The 18,312-nt window shown below is 63.5% G+C and carries 18 protein-coding genes and 1 tRNA gene; 15 read left to right on the forward strand and 4 right to left on the reverse strand.

Annotation, left to right across the window (positions count from 1 at the left end; genetic code table 11):
* Window positions 1-57: 57 nt before the first annotated feature.
* Window positions 58-807, forward strand: a complete 750-nt coding sequence (locus I7X09_RS27750) for a GntR family transcriptional regulator (protein WP_095971570.1) — start codon at window positions 58-60, stop codon at window positions 805-807.
* A 54-nt stretch (window positions 808-861) separates the two neighbouring features.
* On the opposite strand, the gene I7X09_RS27755 is transcribed toward I7X09_RS27750, so the two are convergent.
* A complete protein-coding gene (locus I7X09_RS27755) occupies window positions 862-1,320 on the reverse strand; it encodes a PTS sugar transporter subunit IIA (protein WP_003941386.1) in 459 nt (152 codons plus the stop codon).
* Window positions 1,317-1,547, reverse strand: coding sequence for a glucose PTS transporter subunit EIIB (locus I7X09_RS27760; RefSeq protein WP_003941324.1), 231 nt, complete (start codon window positions 1,545-1,547; stop codon window positions 1,317-1,319). The genes I7X09_RS27755 and I7X09_RS27760 overlap by 4 nt, the downstream gene beginning before the upstream one ends.
* A 327-nt stretch (window positions 1,548-1,874) precedes the next feature.
* Between I7X09_RS27760 and I7X09_RS27765 the strand changes: the two genes are divergently transcribed.
* The 11 genes from I7X09_RS27765 to I7X09_RS27815 all read left to right on the forward strand — a co-directional run bounded on the left by I7X09_RS27765 (window position 1,875) and on the right by I7X09_RS27815 (window position 13,462).
* Window positions 1,875-3,218: a PTS transporter subunit EIIC gene (locus I7X09_RS27765; protein ID WP_003941307.1), complete on the forward strand. Its 1,344-nt coding sequence runs from the start codon at window positions 1,875-1,877 to the stop codon at window positions 3,216-3,218.
* A 2-nt stretch (window positions 3,219-3,220) separates the two neighbouring features.
* Window positions 3,221-3,490, forward strand: coding sequence for an HPr family phosphocarrier protein (locus I7X09_RS27770; RefSeq protein WP_200314712.1), 270 nt, complete (start codon window positions 3,221-3,223; stop codon window positions 3,488-3,490).
* Window positions 3,490-5,163 (forward strand): phosphoenolpyruvate--protein phosphotransferase, encoded by a 1,674-nt coding sequence (gene ptsP, locus I7X09_RS27775; RefSeq protein ID WP_200314714.1) that lies wholly within the window; start codon window positions 3,490-3,492, stop codon window positions 5,161-5,163. Before I7X09_RS27770 ends, ptsP begins: the two co-directional genes overlap by 1 nt.
* Entirely contained in the window at window positions 5,160-6,401 is a 1,242-nt protein-coding gene (locus tag I7X09_RS27780; protein ID WP_200314722.1) for an N-acetylglucosamine-6-phosphate deacetylase, read from the forward strand. Before ptsP ends, I7X09_RS27780 begins: the two co-directional genes overlap by 4 nt.
* Window positions 6,389-7,168 (forward strand): glucosamine-6-phosphate deaminase, encoded by a 780-nt coding sequence (nagB, locus tag I7X09_RS27785; RefSeq protein WP_200314724.1) that lies wholly within the window; start codon window positions 6,389-6,391, stop codon window positions 7,166-7,168. Before I7X09_RS27780 ends, nagB begins: the two co-directional genes overlap by 13 nt.
* A 1-nt stretch (window position 7,169) precedes the next feature.
* Window positions 7,170-7,889, forward strand: coding sequence for a copper homeostasis protein CutC (locus I7X09_RS27790; RefSeq protein ID WP_166812963.1), 720 nt, complete (start codon window positions 7,170-7,172; stop codon window positions 7,887-7,889).
* Between the two features lie 132 nt (window positions 7,890-8,021).
* Window positions 8,022-9,539: a CoA-acylating methylmalonate-semialdehyde dehydrogenase gene (locus I7X09_RS27795; RefSeq protein WP_095971576.1), complete on the forward strand. Its 1,518-nt coding sequence runs from the start codon at window positions 8,022-8,024 to the stop codon at window positions 9,537-9,539.
* 14 nt (window positions 9,540-9,553) lie between these two features.
* The gene (locus I7X09_RS27800; RefSeq protein WP_007726145.1) at window positions 9,554-10,714 is read left to right on the forward strand and encodes an isobutyryl-CoA dehydrogenase; all 1,161 of its coding nucleotides are present in this window, start codon (window positions 9,554-9,556) and stop codon (window positions 10,712-10,714) included.
* The gene (locus I7X09_RS27805) at window positions 10,711-11,769 is read left to right on the forward strand and encodes an enoyl-CoA hydratase/isomerase family protein (protein ID WP_200314726.1); all 1,059 of its coding nucleotides are present in this window, start codon (window positions 10,711-10,713) and stop codon (window positions 11,767-11,769) included. The genes I7X09_RS27800 and I7X09_RS27805 overlap by 4 nt, the downstream gene beginning before the upstream one ends.
* Window positions 11,770-11,792: 23 nt before the next feature.
* Complete coding sequence (gene mmsB / locus I7X09_RS27810) at window positions 11,793-12,689, forward strand: 3-hydroxyisobutyrate dehydrogenase (protein WP_095971578.1); 897 nt, start codon at window positions 11,793-11,795, stop codon at window positions 12,687-12,689.
* Window positions 12,686-13,462, forward strand: a complete 777-nt coding sequence (locus I7X09_RS27815) for an enoyl-CoA hydratase (protein WP_003941374.1) — start codon at window positions 12,686-12,688, stop codon at window positions 13,460-13,462. The genes mmsB and I7X09_RS27815 overlap by 4 nt, the downstream gene beginning before the upstream one ends.
* Before the next feature lie 92 nt (window positions 13,463-13,554).
* Here I7X09_RS27815 and I7X09_RS27820 read toward each other — a convergent pair whose 3' ends face one another.
* Entirely contained in the window at window positions 13,555-14,088 is a 534-nt protein-coding gene (locus I7X09_RS27820; protein ID WP_054825961.1) for a MarR family winged helix-turn-helix transcriptional regulator, read from the reverse strand.
* Window positions 14,089-14,173: 85 nt separating this feature from the next.
* Here I7X09_RS27820 and mraY point away from each other — a divergent pair, with 85 nt between their 5' ends.
* Window positions 14,174-15,250 (forward strand): phospho-N-acetylmuramoyl-pentapeptide-transferase, encoded by a 1,077-nt coding sequence (gene mraY, locus I7X09_RS27825; RefSeq protein ID WP_003941316.1) that lies wholly within the window; start codon window positions 14,174-14,176, stop codon window positions 15,248-15,250.
* Here the strand turns inward: mraY and I7X09_RS27830 are convergent.
* Window positions 15,247-16,551, reverse strand: coding sequence for a multidrug effflux MFS transporter (locus I7X09_RS27830; protein ID WP_200314728.1), 1,305 nt, complete (start codon window positions 16,549-16,551; stop codon window positions 15,247-15,249). The genes mraY and I7X09_RS27830 overlap by 4 nt on opposite strands.
* Window positions 16,552-16,785: 234 nt before the next feature.
* Between I7X09_RS27830 and I7X09_RS27835 the strand changes: the two genes are divergently transcribed.
* Together I7X09_RS27835 and dcm are read left to right on the forward strand one after the other, a co-directional pair.
* Window positions 16,786-16,856: transfer RNA gene (locus I7X09_RS27835), tRNA-Cys, on the forward strand.
* Between the two features lie 159 nt (window positions 16,857-17,015).
* Window positions 17,016-18,311: a DNA (cytosine-5-)-methyltransferase gene (gene dcm / locus I7X09_RS27840; RefSeq protein ID WP_234036740.1), complete on the forward strand. Its 1,296-nt coding sequence runs from the start codon at window positions 17,016-17,018 to the stop codon at window positions 18,309-18,311.
* Window position 18,312: the final 1 nt, after the last annotated feature.

Below are 18,312 nucleotides of genomic sequence, written 5' to 3' on the forward strand. Positions count from 1 at the left end.
TATCCTTATCGTCGGCGAATAGACGGCTATTCATTTCTCGGAGGGACAGTCGCTGTGATGCCCGTTCATTTGCGCGACAGCGCAATACCCAAACACGAACAGTTGCGCACCATTCTCCTGCGCAAGTGCACCCAAGAACTCCAGCCTGGCGACTTGATGACCAGTGAGCGAAACCTGATGCAGGACTACGGCGTCAGTCGGATCACCGTTCGCGAGGCCATCGGACAACTGGTAAATGACGGACACCTCGTTCGCGTGCGTGGCAAGGGCACCTTCGTTGCGCACCGTGCCGTCCAGTCCAAGCTGCACCTTGCATCCTTCACCGAGGAAATGCGCGCCCAGGGGCATCACCCCACGACAGTGGTCCTGGTCAGCGAGCAGGGGCCGGTCCCCGAAAGCACTGCTGCCGCACTGAATATGCGACCGGGTTCCGACGGTTACCACGTCAAGCGCTTGCGCCTCGCCGACGGCGAGCCCGTGAGTGTGGACGACGGCTGGTTCAATCCCGAACTGTTGCCGGGTCTACTCGACATGGACTTGACGGGTTCGATCTACCGAGCGACCGCCGACAAGTACGACAAGCCGATCGATCGGGCCGAACAGACGGTCAGTGCAGACGGTGCGAGTACGGAGATCGCGACTCTCCTCGGTACTCGTAAAGGCGCCCCGGTTCTGTACTTCGATCGAGTGTCGTTCAGCGAGATCGCACCGGTCGAGCACACTCGTAGTTGGTACCGATCCGACCGCTACCAGTTGCAGATGGAAGTCCAGGGCCAAGCGCGGCCCAAGACACGCGGCGACCAGTAGCCATCGTTCGGAACGAAAGGGCGGGCACACCTTCCGGTGTGCCCGCCCTTTGTGTTACGCCGACCAGTCGAACAGAGTGTCGCCGGTGGCGACGTCTCCACCGACGGAAGGGGATTCGACGGTGTCCGGTTTGGAATCCATCACGACTACCGGGCAGATCGCCGAGTAACCGGTCGTGTCGATGTGCGCTGGATCGAAGCTGACGACGGGATCACCGGCATTGACGGTGTCACCCTCGGCGGCGATGAGGGTGAATCCGTCGCCTTCGAGTTTGACCGTGTCGATGCCGATGTGGACCAGCACGCCCGTGGCCTTCTCGCCGAAGATCACAAATGCGTGAGGGTGAAGTTTCAGGATCTTCCCGCTGATCGGCGCCACGACCGTGAGCGGGCCCTGACCGCGAGCGGGTTCGATCGCGACGCCCGAGCCGACCATCTGCTGAGCGAACACCGGGTCCGGTACGTCGGCAAGTGCGACGACCCGGCCGGGCAGCGGGGCGAGGACGACCGTCACAGGATGTCCTCGATGTCCTCGGCAAGGGTGTCGGCCTCGGGCCCGACGATGACCTGGACAACCGTTCCGGCCTTGAGTACGCCGTGTGCGCCGGCAGCCTTGAGAGCGGACTCGTTCACCTTCGCTCCGTCCTTGACCTCGGTACGCAGGCGGGTGATGCAAGCCTCGATCTCGACGATGTTCTCTGCGCCGCCGAGGCCCTTGATGATTGCTTCCGCTTTCGACATTTGCTGCTCCTGATTGTCGGGTTGGTCGTGATCGTTGAACGGTCGTACAGGTGGGCTGACTAGTTGCTGGTCAAGGCTATCCCGGTTACGTATGTCACATTTGGGTGTTGACAACTCGCCTCCACCAGGTAAAACTACAACTGGTTATGACCGGACAGTACCCGTTGGAAGTCCGGCTCCACAACAGTTTCGACAAAACGGTTTTGCCCTCACTTGCGAGCAAGAACCGTGACCTGCATTTTCACGAAACCTGCACGTGTACGACACCCGAATTTCCAGAACCAGCGGCCGATCGCGACGCGGCCCGGCGAACGAAGAAGGTCCTTGATGACTCTCGAAGACACCCCGAAGAAGGAATCGAAAGTGTTCGCCGGGGTTCAACGCCTCGGCCGAAGCTTGATGCTTCCGATCGCCGTTCTGCCGGCTGCGGGAATCTTGCTCCGCCTCGGCCAGGACGATCTGCTCGGGCGATTCAGTTCGATGCACAGCGCTGCGGCAGTGATCTCTGCGGCAGGACAAGCAGTCTTCACGTGGCTGCCGCTGATCTTCGCGGTCGGTATCGCGATCGGCTGGGCCAAGAAGGCCGACGGCTCGACTGCCTTGGCCGCCGTCGTCGGCTACATGGTGATCGACGGTGTGTTCAAGGCGATGTCGCCGATCGTCCTCGAAGGGAAGACGGACCCGAACGGGGATCAATCCCTGATCAACTACGGTGTGCTCGCCGGCATCGTGATGGGCTTGCTGTCGGCGATCTTGTGGCAGCGATTCTATCGAACAAAACTTCCCGATTATCTCGGATTCTTCAACGGGCGCAGGCTCGTTCCCATTCTGACAGCGATCACCGGTCTTGTCGTCGGTGTCCTGATGGCATTCGTGTACCCCTTGTTCAACTCCGGCCTCAACTGGGTCGGTGAAGCAGTTGCTTCCAATACCGTTGTGGGCGGCGGCATTTACGGCGCAGCGAACCGTCTCCTGATCCCCACCGGCTTGCACCACATCTTGAACTCCGCCGTGTGGTTCCTGATCGGCGACTACCAGGACGCGAGCGGTCAGATCGTTCGCGGTGACCTCAACCGGTTCTTCGCCGGTGACCCCTCCGCCGGTACGTTCATGACCGGCTTCTTCCCGATCATGATGTTCGCCCTCCCCGCTGCGGCCTTCGCAATCTGGCGCAACGCCAAGCCTTCTCAGAAGAAGCTCGTCGGCGGCATCATGCTCTCCACCGGCCTGACCGCCTTCCTCACCGGTATCACCGAGCCGCTCGAATTCTCCTTCATGTTCGTCGCGTGGCCCCTGTACGTCATCCACTCGCTCCTGACCGGAACGTCGATGGCCTTGGTCAATGCGCTGGGGATTCACGACGGATTCACGTTCTCCGCAGGCTTCTTCGACTACGTGTTGAACTTCGGCAAGGCAACCAACGCATGGATGTTGATCCCGATCGGACTCGGCTACGCCGTGATCTACTACTTCCTTTTCAGCTTCGTCATCAAGAAGTGGAATCTGCGCACGCCGGGACGAGAAGAAGAGGTCGAGGTGGCCGCAGGTGAGCCCGACCCCGCGCTGCTCGAGGCCGAACTGGCGCTGGCTGCCGAAGGTGACAGTCGCACCGACGCCCCGCTCGTCGCCGAACTGGAAAACAAGCTCGACAAGGAACTGGAAGGACGCTGAACATGGCGATCGCAACCACGACAATCGGATCCCGCGTCGGACTCCACGCACGACCCGCAGCGCTCTTCGCGCGCGCCGCAGCCGATCTACCGGCCGACGTCACCATTGCGCTCGGCGACGGCGAACCCGTCGATGCCTCCAGCATGTTGTCTGTCATGACTCTCGGTGCCGCATTCGGGGATTCGGTGACCTTGCGTGCCGACGGTGACGGCGCCGATGCTGCGCTCGATTCGCTCGCCGAGCTTCTCGCATCCGAACTGGACGAAGCCTGATGACGGCGAGTGTGGACAACCGCATCGCGGGTATCGGAGTGAGCGCGGGTTCGGTCTGTGCGCCGTGGTTGCGATTCTCCACGCCTGAGCCGACCTCGGCGTCGGACCCGATCACGGGCAGTCCCGAGGCGGAGCTGATCAGGATCCGTGAGGCGCTGGACGCCGTCGCGGAGGAACTGCTCTCGCGTGCAAAGACAGTCGAGGGCGTCTCCGCGGAGATTCTGACGACGTCGGCTGCGATGGCGCGCGATGCGGGCATCGTGAAGGCGGCCAAGACGAACCTGGAATCCGGGCTGCCGACCGCGCACGCCGTCGCAGTTGCCTTCGACGCATTCTGCGAAAAGCTCACGGCGCTCGGCGGGTACATGGCCGAACGGGCAACCGATCTGCGCGATCTCGGGCAGCGAGCCGTGGCCGTTCTTCGAGGGGAGCCGATGCCCGGAATCCCCACCCCCGGTTACCCGTACATCCTGGTGGCGCGCGACCTCGCGCCGGCGGATACAGCGACGCTGGGCAACAGTGACGTGGTCGGACTGTTGACTTCGGAAGGAGGTCCGACCAGCCATACGGCGATCTTGGCGAAGTCGCTCGGAATCCCGGCCGTGGTCAACTGCTCGGGAACCGATCAGCTGACGCAGGGCAAACTCCTCATCCTCGACGGCACCACCGGGACGGTCACCATCGATCCCTCGGCAGAAATGCGTGAGCGCGCTGTCCTCGAAGCATCGTTCGTGGCAGAGCAGTCGGCTTCGGCACACGGCCCAGGACGCACGCGTGACGGGTTCGCGGTGAGGTTGTCGGCCAACATCGGAACCCTCGAGGACGCTGCGCGGGCCGGGGCGGCCGACTGTGAGGGCGTCGGATTGTTCCGTACGGAATTCTCGTACCTCGGGCGCCACGACGCACCTTCGGTGGAGGAGCAAGCACAGACATACGCGTCGGTGCTCGGGCACTTCGCCGGCGAGAAGGTAGTGGTCCGCACTCTCGATTCGGGTTCGGACAAGCCGTTGCCGTTTCTCGATCTCGGGGTCGAGGAGAACCCGGCCCTTGGTATCCGCGGGCTCCGTGTCGGCACGGTCTATCCCGACACGCTCATCAGTCAGCTCGACGCTCTTGCTGCCGCAGGAAACACGTCTGGCGCCGAGTTGTGGGTCATGGCGCCGATGGTGGCCACGGCCGACGAAGCGAAAGACTTTGCAGAACTTGCGCGTTCGCGGGGGATCGGCAAGGTGGGGGCGATGATCGAGATTCCGGCCGCAGCTTTGCGGGCGAGGGACCTCCTGGAGCATCTCGATTTCGTCAGTATCGGCACCAATGATCTGAGCCAGTACACCTGCGCGGTGGATCGTATGGCCGGGAGCTTGGCGCAATTACTCGATCCGTGGCAACCGGCGGTCCTCGATCTGATCGCGATGGTCGGTCAGGCAGGCGCCGACGCCGGGAAACCTGTCGGTGTGTGCGGTGAATCCGCGTCGGATCCGCTGTTGGCGCCGGTTCTGGTCGGTTTGGGCATCACGAGCCTGTCGATGTCGGTCCCCGCGTTGGGTGCCGTTCGCGCGCAACTGGCCTCTCTCGACCTGGCGGTGTGCAAGGACATGGCCGCGGCGGCACGGGGCGCGCGAAACCCGATCGAGGGTAGAGCGGCCGTCGCCCGGATCCGCGAGTCCGTATGAGTACGCCAGGCTCGGGCGCTGTAGGCGATCCGATCGTGTTGCGGGGAACGGTGATCGGCTCTCCGATCGGGAAGATTCACGACGGGGTTGTCGTCGTGGACGGCGAGAAGATCAGCTGGGTCGGCTCGGCTGCGGACTACGTGGCGTCCGCACCGGTCGTGGCTATTCCGGATCGGACCGACGCTGTGATCATGCCTGGGCTGATCGATGTACACAGTCACGGCGCAGCGGGTGCCGGTTTCCCGAACACCGACGCCGAGGGAGCGAGTCGCGCGGCGGCGCACCATTGCGAGCACGGCACGACCGGGATGTTGGCCAGCCTTGTTTCCGCGCCGCGCGCAGATCTGGTGCGACAAGCAACGATGCTCGCCGATCTGGTCGAACGCGGAGAACTTCTGGGTATTCACCTCGAGGGGCCGTTCATCAACGGCGTCCGCTGCGGTGCCCAGGATCCGGCGGCGATCATTCCCGGCGATCCGATTCTGCTCGAAGCCGTGTGTGACGCCGCACGGGGGACCGTCCGGTCCATGACTCTGGCGCCCGAGACCGAGAACTTCGAAGAGTTGCTCGCGATCATGCGTCATCGCAACATCGTGCCGAGTTTCGGTCACACGGATGCGGATGCGGCAACGACGTCGGCGCGCATCGGTGCTGCAGTGCAGGGGGATTGGGCCGGTCAGATCAGCGCGACCCACCTTTTCAACGGGATGCCGCCGCTGCACCATCGATCACCGGGGCCCGTCGCAGCGTGCCTGGCGGCTGCCGCGAGAGGCGAGATGGTGGTGGAACTGATAGCTGACGGTGTGCATCTTGCACCCGAGACCGTGTCGATGGTCTTCGACGCTGTCGGACCGGACCAGATCGCCTTGGTCAGTGATTCCATGGCCGCTGCCGGAATGGACGACGGCGACTACCAACTCGGTGCCCTCGACGTCACGGTTCACGGGGGAGTCGCACGGCTCGCGACAATCGACGGCTCGGCCGGCGCGATCGCAGGAGGGACCGCGAGGCTGCTCGACGTACTGCGCAGCACCGTCTTCGACGGCGGGGTTGCGATGGAAGACGCTGTTGCAGCGGCAACTCGGAGCCCAGCGCGGTTGCTGGGGCTTGGCGACCTGATCGGAACGCTGGCCGTGGGCTGCCGAGCCGACATCCTGGTCACCGATCGTCAATTGCGCCTGGGGCGTGTACTACTCGGCGGAAAAGCCGCCGGAAAGGAACAATCATGGAAATCGTAATTCAGCCGACACCCGCGGAGGTCGACTCGACCGTCGCGGACATCGTCGAAGGATATGTCAGAGCCGGGGCGACGACGCTTGGGCTTGCAACGGGGTCGTCGCCGATCGGAACCTATCGTGAATTGGCAGCGCGGCATCGCGACGCCGAACTCGACTTCTCGCTGGCCCGGGCATTCCTGCTCGACGAGTACCTCGGATTGCCGAAACGCCATCCGCAGTCGTACTACTCGGTGATTCGGGCGGAGTTCGTCGATCACGTCAACCTGGATCCGGCGATGGTGTCCAGCCCCAACGGTGAAGCGCCGTGCCCGGAGCAGGAGATCGCCCGGTACGACCAGAGCATCGCGGCGGCCGGGGGAGTGGACGTGCAGTTGCTCGGCATCGGTACCGACGGCCACATCGGCTTCAACGAGCCCGGATCGTCGTTGACCTCGAGAACCCGCGTGAAGACGCTGACCGAGCAGACCCGGATCGACAACGCACGCTTCTTCGACGGTGTGGACGACGTCCCACACCACGTGCTCACCCAAGGGCTCGGAACCATCAGCGATGCACGGCATCTGGTGATGATCGCGACCGGCGAAGGGAAGGCCGATGCGATCGCCGCCGCCGTCGAAGGTCCGTTGTCTGCGTTCTGCCCGGCCTCGGTCATGCAATTGCATCGCCATGTCACCGTCGTCATCGACGAAGCTGCGGCCAGCTCGCTCAAACTTGCCGACTACTACCGGTATGCGCTCGAACACAAGCCGTCGTGGCAGTCCTTCTGACATGACGGTTCTGGAGCTGGCTGTGCAGGACGTGCGGGGGGCGAGGATCGCGCGTTCGGTAGGAGCGACTCGAGTCGAGTTGTGTGCGGCACTCGGCCCGACGGGGGGATTGACGCCCAGCATCGGAGTGATCGAGGCTGCGTCGGAAGTGGGGATCGCGGTTCACCCGCTGATTCGTCCGCGCGCCGGAGGTTTCGTGTTCTCACCCGACGAAGTGTGGGTGATGGAGCACGACGTACGTGCTGCCGTGGCCGGAGGAGCTTCCGGCATCGTGATCGGCGCACTGACAGAAGACAATACGATCGACACCGTCGTGCTGCGTCGCATCATCGGATGCATGGACCGTGCGCGGGTCGAGGTGACGGTACATCGTGCGATGGACGTGGTGGCCGACCGTCTGACCGCGCTGGACGAACTGATCGAGTTGGGCGTGACCCGCGTGCTGACGTCCGGGGGTGCGGATACCTGCAGTGAGGGTCTCGACGAGATCGGTCGAATGGTCGAACATGCCGCGGGCCGGATCCAGATCATGGCCGGTGGCGGAATCACCGTCGACGACATCCCGGCAATCGCTGCCGTCGGCGTCGATGCGGTGCATCTCTCGGCACGCAAGGTCGTCGCGGTGTCCGGCGGCCCTGGCGGGGGATCGGATGGCTACGACGTCACCGATGCCGACGTCGCGCAGGATGCGGCGTCAGCGCTCCGCGCTGTGAGTGCTTAGAGAGCCCTGGGACTCCTTAACCACTCACGGCCGTTCGGCTCTAGACATACATGGACATCCAACTATAGGATGGTAGACATATTCACTGCTGCCTCCTGGGTGGTCCATACGAGCAAGGAACGGGTTAGCACAATGGTTGAAAATGCGACGGTTCACGAGTTGACGCACTTCGTCGGTGGCAAGCGTGTTCCCGGGACATCTGATCGATTTGCGGACGTGTTCGATCCCAACACCGGCAAGGTGCAGGCCCGCGTCCCCCTCGCGAGCAAGGCCGAGACCGAAGCCATCATCGCCAATGCCGAAGAGGCGCAGCTGGTGTGGGCGGCGTTCAACCCGCAGAAGCGCGCCCGTGTGCTGATGAAGTTCCTCCAGCTCGCTCAGGCCGAGATGGATTCTCTGGCGCGCCTCCTTTCGTCCGAGCACGGCAAGACCGTTGCCGACGCCAAGGGTGACATTCAGCGTGGCCTCGAGGTCATCGAATTCGCCGTCGGCGCTCCGCACCTGCTCAAGGGCGAATTCACCGAGAGTGCCGGCACCGGCATCGACGTGTACTCCATGCGTCAGCCGCTCGGCGTCGTCGCCGGCATCACGCCATTCAACTTCCCGGCGATGATCCCGCTGTGGAAGGCCGGCCCCGCCCTCGCTGCCGGTAACGCCTTCATCCTCAAGCCCTCCGAGCGTGACCCCTCCGTCCCGCTGCGCCTGGCTGAACTGTTCCTCGAAGCCGGCCTGCCCGCGGGTGTGTTCAACGTCGTCAACGGTGACAAGGAAGTTGTCGACGTCCTGCTCACCGACGATCGCATCAAGGCCGTCGGATTCGTCGGCTCCACGCCGATCGCCCAGTACATCTACGAGACCGCCGCAGCTCACGGCAAGCGTGCACAGTGCTTCGGTGGCGCCAAGAACCACGCGATCGTCATGCCGGACGCCGACCTCGACGAGGTTGCCGACGCACTGATCGGTGCAGGCTACGGCAGTGCCGGTGAGCGTTGCATGGCCATCTCGGTTGCCGTTCCCGTCGGCGAGGAGACCGCGGACGCTCTTGTCGCGAAGCTGAAGGAGCGCGTCGCGAAGCTCAAGATCGGTCGCAGTGACGACGAAGGTGTCGATTTCGGTCCGCTCGTTTGCCAGGATGCCCTCGACCGCGTCAACAACTACGTGCAGATCGGCATCGACGAGGGCGCAACGGCAGTCGTCGACGGCCGCGGCTTCACTCTCGAAGGCCATGAAGGCGGATTCTTCGCCGGCGCAACCCTGTTCGACAACGTCACCTCGGACATGCGCATCTACAAGGAAGAGATCTTCGGACCCGTCCTTCAGGTGGTCCGCGCTGCCGATTACGAAGAGGCGCTGCGTCTTCCGACCGAACACGAGTACGGCAACGGTGTCTCCATCTTCACCCGCGACGGCGACACCGCACGTGACTTCACCGCTCGCGTCAACGTCGGCATGGTCGGCGTCAACGTGCCGATCCCGGTCCCGATCGCCTACCACACCTTCGGTGGCTGGAAGCGCTCCGGATTCGGTGACCTGAACCAGCACGGTCCCGACTCCTTCCGCTTCTACACCAAGACCAAGACCGTGACGCAGCGCTGGCCTTCCGGCAAGAAGGAAGAGACCAACCACTTCGTCATCCCCACGATGAACTGATCGGAACACTTTCCATGTTTACTCTGACCGATGACGAGCGGGCGATTCGCGACACTGCCCGCGACTTCGCGGCCGAGCATCTGGCGCCCAACGCAGTGGAGTGGGATCAGACCAAGCATTTCCCGGTGGACGTCCTCCGTAAGGCGGCGTCCCTGGGGATGGGCGGTATCTACATTCGTGAAGACGTGGGTGGCAGTGAACTGAGCCGCGTCGACGCTGCCCGGATCTTCGAAGAACTGGCCAAGGGCGATCCGTCGATCGCCGCATACATCTCCATCCACAACATGGTCACGTGGATGATCGACCAGTTCGGCAACGACGAACAGCGCCACAAGTGGGTGCCCGGACTCTGCTCGATGGATCAACTGGGCAGCTACTGCCTCACCGAACCCGGTGCGGGCTCCGATGCTGCGGGCCTGAGCACCAAGGCCGTTCGCGACGGTGACGACTACATCCTGAACGGCGTCAAACAGTTCATTTCCGGCGCAGGCACTTCCGACGTGTACGTCGTGATGGCGCGCACCGGATCTGCAGGTGCCAAGGGCATTTCGGCGTTCATCGTGCCCAAGGATTCACCCGGACTGTCGTTCGGCGCCAACGAGGTCAAGATGGGCTGGAACGCACAGCCGACTCGTCAGGTGATCTTCGAAGACGTGCGCGTTCCCGCTGCCAACATGCTCGGTGAAGAGGGCAGTGGATTCCGCATCGCCATGAAAGGTCTCAACGGCGGCCGACTGAACATCGCCGCCTGCTCGGTGGGTGGAGCTCAAGCTGCGCTGGAGAAAGCCGTCGCATATCTGGTGGACCGCAAGGCTTTCGGTTCGGCGCTGATCGAGTCGCAGGCCCTGCAGTTCCAGCTCGCCGACATGCGCACAGAACTCGAAGCGGCCAGGACACTACTGTGGCGCGCCGCCGCAGCACTCGAAGACGGAGCGTCCGACGTCGTGGAGCTGTGTGCGATGGCCAAGCGCTTCGCGACCGACACCGGATTCGACGTTGCCAACAAGGCTCTCCAGCTTCACGGCGGTTACGGCTATCTTGCTGAGTACGGGATCGAGAAGATCGTTCGCGATCTTCGGGTTCATCAGATCCTCGAAGGCAGCAACGAGATCATGAGGGTGGTCATCGCGCGCAGCGTGGTCGCATCAGGTCAGGGAAAGCAGGGAGCAGCATGAGCGACGAGCTCGAGGTATTGATCGAAAAGCGTGACGGACTGGGGCTCATCACCCTCAACCGGCCCAAGGCGATCAACGCCCTCAACCATTCGATGGTCAAGGCGATGGCCAAGGCACTCGAGGAATGGAAGTCCGACGACGACGTCAAGGCAGTCGTACTCACGGGCGCCGGCGAACGCGGTCTGTGCGCGGGCGGCGACATCGTCTCGATCTACCACGACGCCAAGGACGGCAAGACCGGTTCGCTCGACTTCTGGCGTGAGGAGTACATCCTCAACTCCGAGATCGCGAACTACCCGAAGCCGTACGTCGCGATCATGGACGGGATCGTCATGGGTGGTGGCGTCGGAGTGTCTGCACACGGCGACATTCGCATCGTGACCGAGCGTTCGATGATCGGAATGCCCGAGACCGGAATCGGTTTCATCCCTGACGTGGGCGGAACGTACCTGCTCTCGCGTGCTCCCGGTGAACTCGGAACGCACATCGCGCTCACCACGGCGCGACTGAGCGCCGGGGATGCCATCGCAGCGGGCTTCGCGGATCACTTCATCCCGTCGGAGAACATCGAGACGTTCATCGCCGCTCTCGCGTCGTCCTCGGTTGCCGACGCCGTGGCGCAGTACGCGGAGCCGGCTCCGGTGTCGGAGCTGTTGGCCCAGCAGAGCTGGATCGACGCCGCGTACTCGGCCGACGACGTCTCCACCATCGTCGAGCGTCTTCGCTCGAGTGGAATCCCCGAGGCGGAGAAGGCGGCGGAGCAGATTCTCGGCAAGTCCCCGATCGCGCTGTCGGTGACCCTGCGATCCCTGCGACACGCCAAAGAAGCGGCAGGCCTGGAGGAGGTCCTCAACGAGGAGTTCCGGGTCTCGACGGCTGCGCTCGCCTCACACGATCTGGTCGAGGGCATTCGCGCTCAGGTCGTCGAGAAGGACCGAAACCCGAAGTGGTCGCCGGCAACTCTCGACGAGGTCACGGCAGAATCCGTCGATGCCTACTTCGCCCCGCTGGGCGACAACGAGCTCGGACTCACCCCCCAACCGCAAGGCAACTGATCACCGCCGAAGGAGCATCACTAATGAGCACCATTGGATTTATCGGACTCGGTCACATGGGTGGCCCGATGGCGGCCAACCTCGTCAAGGCCGGACACAAGGTCGTCGGTTTCGACCTGGCACCTGCGGCACTGGAGCAGGCAGTCAAAGACGGTGCATCGGTAGCGGATTCGGCGGTCGACGCCGTTCGCGGTGCCGACGTCGTGATCACGATGCTGCCGAGCGGTAAGCACGTTCTCGGTCTGTACGAGGAACTGCTGCCGGTGGCGACACCGGGCACGCTGTTCATCGACTGTTCCACCATCGACGTCGCCGATGCCCGCGAGGCACACGACAAAGCCGAAGCAGCCGGTCACCGCAGCGTCGACGCACCGGTCTCCGGTGGAGTCGTCGGAGCAACAGCCGGCACGCTGGCTTTCATGGTCGGCGGCTCGGAAGCGGACTTCCAGGCAGCATCACCGTTGCTGGACGTGATGGGCCGCAAGGTCGTTCACTGCGGCGACGCCGGTGTCGGCCAGGCTGCGAAGATCTGCAACAACATGATCCTCGGCATTTCGATGATCGCGATCAGCGAGGCGTTCGTGCTGGGCGAGAAGCTCGGCCTGAGCAATCAGGCGCTCTTCGACGTGGCGTCCAACGCTTCGGGACAGTGCTGGGCACTGACCACCAACTGCCCGGTGCCTGGACCGGTGCCCACCAGCCCGGCCAACAACGACTACCAGCCAGGCTTTGCCGTCGCACTGATGGACAAGGATCTCGGTCTGGCTGCAAATGCGCTGCGCACCAACGGCGTCGATGCAGAGATCGGGCTCAAGGCCGCCGAACTCTACAGTCGCTTCCATGCCGCGGGCGGTGGCGGTCAGGACTTCTCTGCCATCATCAACGACATCCGTGACCGTTCGACCGAAGGACAGCAGTGACCGACTTCAACACCATCATCCTCGAGCGTAAGGGTCGCGTCGGCGTCATCACGCTCAACCGCCCGAAGGCTCTCAACGCGCTGAACTCCGAGCTGATGAACGAGGTCGTCGCCGCGGTCGCCGACCTCGAAGCGGACAACGGCATCGGAGCCATCCTGATCACCGGCTCCGAGCGCGCCTTCGCTGCCGGCGCCGACATCAAGGAAATGCAGTCCAAGACGTACATGGACGCATACGTCGAAGATTTCTTCACCCCGTGGGACCGCGTCGCAGCAGCTCGTAAGCCGCTGATCGCCGCCGTCTCCGGGTACGCGCTCGGTGGTGGCTGCGAGCTGGCGATGCTCTGCGATTTCATCATCGCTTCGGATACCGCGAAGTTCGGCCAGCCCGAGATCAAGCTCGGTGTCATTCCGGGTATCGGTGGCTCGCAGCGTCTTACGCGTGCGGTGGGCAAGGCCAAGGCCATGGAACTGTGCCTCACCGGCCGCAACATGGACGCAGAAGAAGCCGAGCGCGCCGGCTTGGTCGCTCGGATCGTTCCGGCTGCCGATCTGCTCGACGACGCATTGAAGACCGCAACCACCATCGCCGAGATGTCGCTGCCGATTGCGATGATGGCCAAGGAAGCAGTCAACCGCTCCTTCGAGACCACCCTCGCCGAGGGCGTCCGCTTCGAGCGTCGGGTGTTCCACTCGACCTTCGCGACGGAGGATCAGAAGGAAGGCATGACCGCGTTCGTGGAGAAGCGGTCGGCAGAATTCAAGCACCGCTGAATTCGGGTACCGCTGAGTTCCGAAACAGCTGAAACTGCCCTCACACTCGTCGAGAGTGTGAGGGCAGTTTTTTGTGTGTACGGGTGGTCGGTTCACCACTTGGTGGGTGCGCCGCCGGTGTCGAAGTCACCCGCAGTCTTGCGAAGTTCAGTGAGGATCGTCACCAATTGCTCGAGCTTGTCCTGCTGGAGTCCGGGGTGTGCGAACACCTTGCTGTTGAGCATTTCGGTGGCTTCGAGGGCGAGCGCGCGACCCGCGTCGGAGATCTCGATGAGCGTCGCACGTCGATCGCTGGGATGGGGGACCCGCCGAACCAGCTCGGCTTTCTCCAAGCGGTCGACGGCATTGGTGACGCTGGTGGGGTGAACCTGGAGGCGGGCACTGGCCTTGGCCATCGGGAGTGCGCCCGACCTGGTGAAGGTGAGAAGCGTCAGCAATTCGTAGCGGGCGAAGGTCAGCCCGAGAGGCTTGAGTACCTCTTCGACCCGCGCCATCATGATCTGCTGCGCACGCATCACCGACGTGACCGCAGCCATGCCGTCGGCGACATCGCTCCAACCGTGCTCCGTCCACTGACGATGCGCCTCTTCGATGGGGTCGAGGGGGAGCGGCGCGGGGGGAGACATAGGTTCGATCATCCCATGCTGCGAAGCGGTCGGGTGCCTTGTCTGATTGTGTGTCGCAGCCGCTTACGTCTGTAGAGTCCCACGGGTGATTTCAATCCTCGTAGCGGGTGGCGTCTCGTTGTTCGTCGCGCTCTTCCTGACTCCGTTTCTCATTCGTGTGCTTTCGCGGCAGGGGCTCGGGCACGAGATTCGGATCGAGGGTCCGCAGAGCCATCAGGGCAAGCGTGGCACCCCGTCGATGGGCGGCATCGCGATCATCGCAGGCATGTGGGCGGGCTACCTGGCGGCACACATCATCGGTTTCGGCTCGCGGCTACCGCGGTTGTCTGCATCCGGTTGGCTGGTTCTCGCGCTGGCGACGTCACTGGGAATCGTCGGCTTTCTCGACGACTTCATCAAGATCCGCAAGAAGCGCAATCTCGGGCTGAACAAGACGGCAAAGACTGTCGGTCAGCTGGCGAGCGCCATCATCTTCGGCATTCTGTTCCTGCAGTTCTCCAACAACAACGGAGTCACTCCCGGAAGCCAGTACCTGTCCCATGTTCGTGACATCTCGGTGTTCTCGATGGGTGCCATCGGCTTTGTGGTTTTCTTCTGCATTCTGGTGTTCGCCTGGTCCAACGCCGTCAATTTCACCGACGGCCTCGACGGTCTCGCGGCCGGTTCGATGGGCATGATCCTGGGGACCTACGTCGTCATCGCCGGTTGGCAGTACCGGAACTCGTGTGTCCTCGAGCCTGCCGCCGGTTGCTACGACGTTCGTGACCCCCTGGATCTCGCTATCGTCGCTGCTGCGGCAGGCGGGGCGTGCCTGGGCTTCCTCTGGTGGAATGCCGCCCCGGCTCAGATCTTCATGGGCGACACCGGCTCCTTGGCGCTCGGCGGCCTGGTGGTCGGTCTGTCCGTCACGACGCACACCGAGCTGCTGATGGTCATCATCGGAGCCCTGTTCGTGGCTGAGATCCTGTCGGTGATCATCCAGGTTCTGGTCTTCCGATCGTCCGGTCGACGCGTATTCAAGATGGCCCCGATCCACCACCACTTCGAGTTACTCGGCTGGCCGGAAACCGTCGTGATCGCAAGATTCTGGATCTTCGTCGCGATCTCGTGCGTCCTGGGACTTGCCACCTTCTACAGCGAGTGGTTCTCCGCTGCCGGTTAGACCGATTCGCTCGTTCGGGTCGGATCGCTCTTTCGGGTCCGATCGCTTTTCCGGGTCGTAGCCAGAAGCGCGATCAGACCGAGCGACACACACGCCGTCATCGTGACGGCCAGGGCTGTGCTCGTGTTTCCCAGTAGACCGACGGCCGGCGCGATGGCCGCACCGACGCCGAACTGGAATGCACCGAGCATCGCCGCCGCAGTACCGGCCGCCTCGCCGTGACGAGCGAGAGCCAGTGCCGGGGCGTTGGGGAGAACGAACCCGATTGCGCCGGCCATGACCCAGAGTGCGATCACGAATCCGGCGAGCCCGCCCAGTTCCAAAACCGCGACAGTAATGACTACAGCGCCGGAGACAACCGCAGCCACGAGGGCCCACTTGGTGATCTGCTGAGGAGTCCACCGGTCGAGCAGTCGGACGTTGACCTGCGAAGCACCGATCAACGCGATCGCGCCCGCGCTGAAGAGCAGCGCGAACTCCTGTTGATTGAGGCCGTACTGGTCCTGATAGACAAACGACGCCCCGGAGACATACGCGAACAACGACGCCATTCCGACGCTGGAGACGAGCGTCAGGACCATGAACGTGCGGTCGCCGAGCAGCGAACCGTAGGTGCGGAGAACCGACGTCAATCCGCTCGGGCGACGCTTTTCCTTCGGCAGTGTTTCGGACAGTCCGAACGCACCGATCATCGCCGTGCCGACGCCGATCAGTGCCAGGACGACGAAGATCCCGCGCCAGTCGAGGGCGACGAGGAGGGCGCCACCGATGCTGGGCGCCAGGATCGGCGCAACGCCGAGCACGAGCATCAGCCGGCTCATCACGACGGCAACGGTGTTGCCGCTGTAGAGGTCGCGGACGATCGCCATGGTGACCACTGCCGCGGCCGCCGCGCCCATGCCCTGGAAGACCCGCAGGATTCCGAGGACCGCAATGCTCGGTGCGAAGACCGCCAGCAGCGAAGCCAGGATGTGGACGCCGATTCCGGCCAGCAGCGGCTTCTTGCGGCCGAGCGTGTCCGAGAGCGGCCCGACCAACAGTTGGCCGAGCGCGAGGCCCATGAGGGTTCCGGTGATCGTCAGCTGAACCGTTGACGACGAGACTCCGAGATCGGCGCCGATATCCGGTAGTGCAGGCAGGTACATGTCGATGGTGAAGGGTCCGAGTGCCGTCATGGAACCGAGGGCCAGGATCTTTCCGACACTCGGCTTGCGGTCGACACTGCTCGTTTCCAGCGGGGCCGCCTCCAAGGGCGGAGCTGCCTTCACAAGCGGGGCGATGGCGGTGTTCTCGGCACTCATGAAACCTTCTGGGTTGTCTGGGTCTGGCGAACTGCTCGGTCGTTCGGGCGAAATTCGGGCCGCACTTCGTATGACCTGCGCCCACCGAGGGAGTCAGCATCGAGACTGACCGATTTGTTCCCGAAGGGCTCGCAGTTTTCCCAGAGACTGGAACGCCTTGTGGGATTGCATCCGAATCATGCTGAGCGGAACTGTGGTTCGGCGCCGTCAGTCGGGGCAGAGTTACTCACTGACGCGGGTGTGGCTGAGTGGCTAGGCACCGGCCTGCAAAGCCGTTCACACGGGTTCGAATCCCGTCATCCGCTCGTGTCGGAGACCGGCAGGCATACCGCCTGCCGGTCTCTCTTGTGCGGTCCTGGTTCGCGGTGTCGGCTGCGATAGTCTGGGCTGCCGGAGCGAGCGGACCACTTGAGTGAGGCACTGAATTGATTTCGGGACAGGACCTGCGATCGCGGCGCTTGGACGTGGGGATCAGTCAGTTCCAGTTCGCCCGCCGAGCGGGAGTCTCGTCGGCCGTCGTCTCCGCGTGGGAACTCGACAAGGCGTATCCGAAGCCACCGGTGGCGCGCGCAGTTCTCACAGCCCTCTCCGCGTTGGAAGCGGCAAAGCGTGAGGGCACGTACGCGGCCCCGCGGAAGCGATCGAGTGGTAGTAGCCGTGCGCGTCGCGCGACACCGGTCAACGACCCCGCCTCGGTGGCCAGGCGTGCGGTCGCGGCGGCAGGAAGCGGAGCCCCCACCGTACTGACGGCGTTCTCCGGTTGTGGGGGTATGGCCGAAGGCTTTCGGATGGCGGGATTTTCGGTGGAGGGATACATCGAAGTCGTTCCTGAGGCGCGCGCGACCTTCGATCGGAACTTCCCCGGCGCGAGGTGCCTCGGCGAGGACATCCGGGCAATCGATGAAGCCCGTGTGAAAGACCTTCTGGCACAAGTGGACATCGATGTGTTGGCCGGGGGGCCGCCGTGTCAGGGCTTCAGCCTCGCCGGCCGACGCGACCGCGACGATCCGCGCAACCATCTCTTCCGGAACCTGCTCGAGCTCGCCGACCTGGTGAAGCCGAAGGTCGTGGTGATGGAAAACGTGCGATTGCTACTCAGCATGAATGACCCGGACGGTGGGATGGTCGTCGACCGGATACTCGGCGAGATGGCTGCACGCGGTTACGACGCGTCGGTCAACACGGTCAATGCGCAGGATTACGGCGTCCCGCAGTTCCGGGAACGAGTGTTCATCGTGGCGACCCGCCGCGACAGTGGTATCGGTCCGCTGCGTTTTCCGCCGAAGACTCACGGCGTGAATGGTGTTGCGCCACTGAGGACTTTCCGCGATGCCACCGTCGACCTGGCTCCGCTGGAATCCGGACAGGCCTGCGAAACGGACCCGCTGCACTGGGCCGTCGAGCATCCCGAGCACGTCCTGCGGTGGCTGCGTGATGTGCCGGAAGGAATGTCGGCTCACGACAACGAAGATCCGGCCATGCGACCGTCCTCCGGCTACAACACGACGTACAAGCGATTGCGGTGGGACGAGCCGGCGTCGACGGTCGGAACCACCTTCGGGATGATCTCGGCTTCCCGCAACGTGCACCCGAAACACACGCGGTCGTTGACCGTCCGAGAAGCTGCTCGCCTCCAGACATTTCCCGACGACTACGTATTCGAAGGCAAGTGGGGAGCGGTGCGCACGATGATCGGCAATGCGGTGCCGCCGCAGTTGGCGTCGGTACTGGCAGGAGAGATCAAGAAGGCCCTCGGCTGAG

Source organism: Rhodococcus sp. P-2 (assembly GCF_016598535.1).
In the GTDB taxonomy this organism is placed as follows: Bacteria; Actinomycetota; Actinomycetes; order Mycobacteriales; family Mycobacteriaceae; genus Rhodococcus_F; species Rhodococcus_F baikonurensis.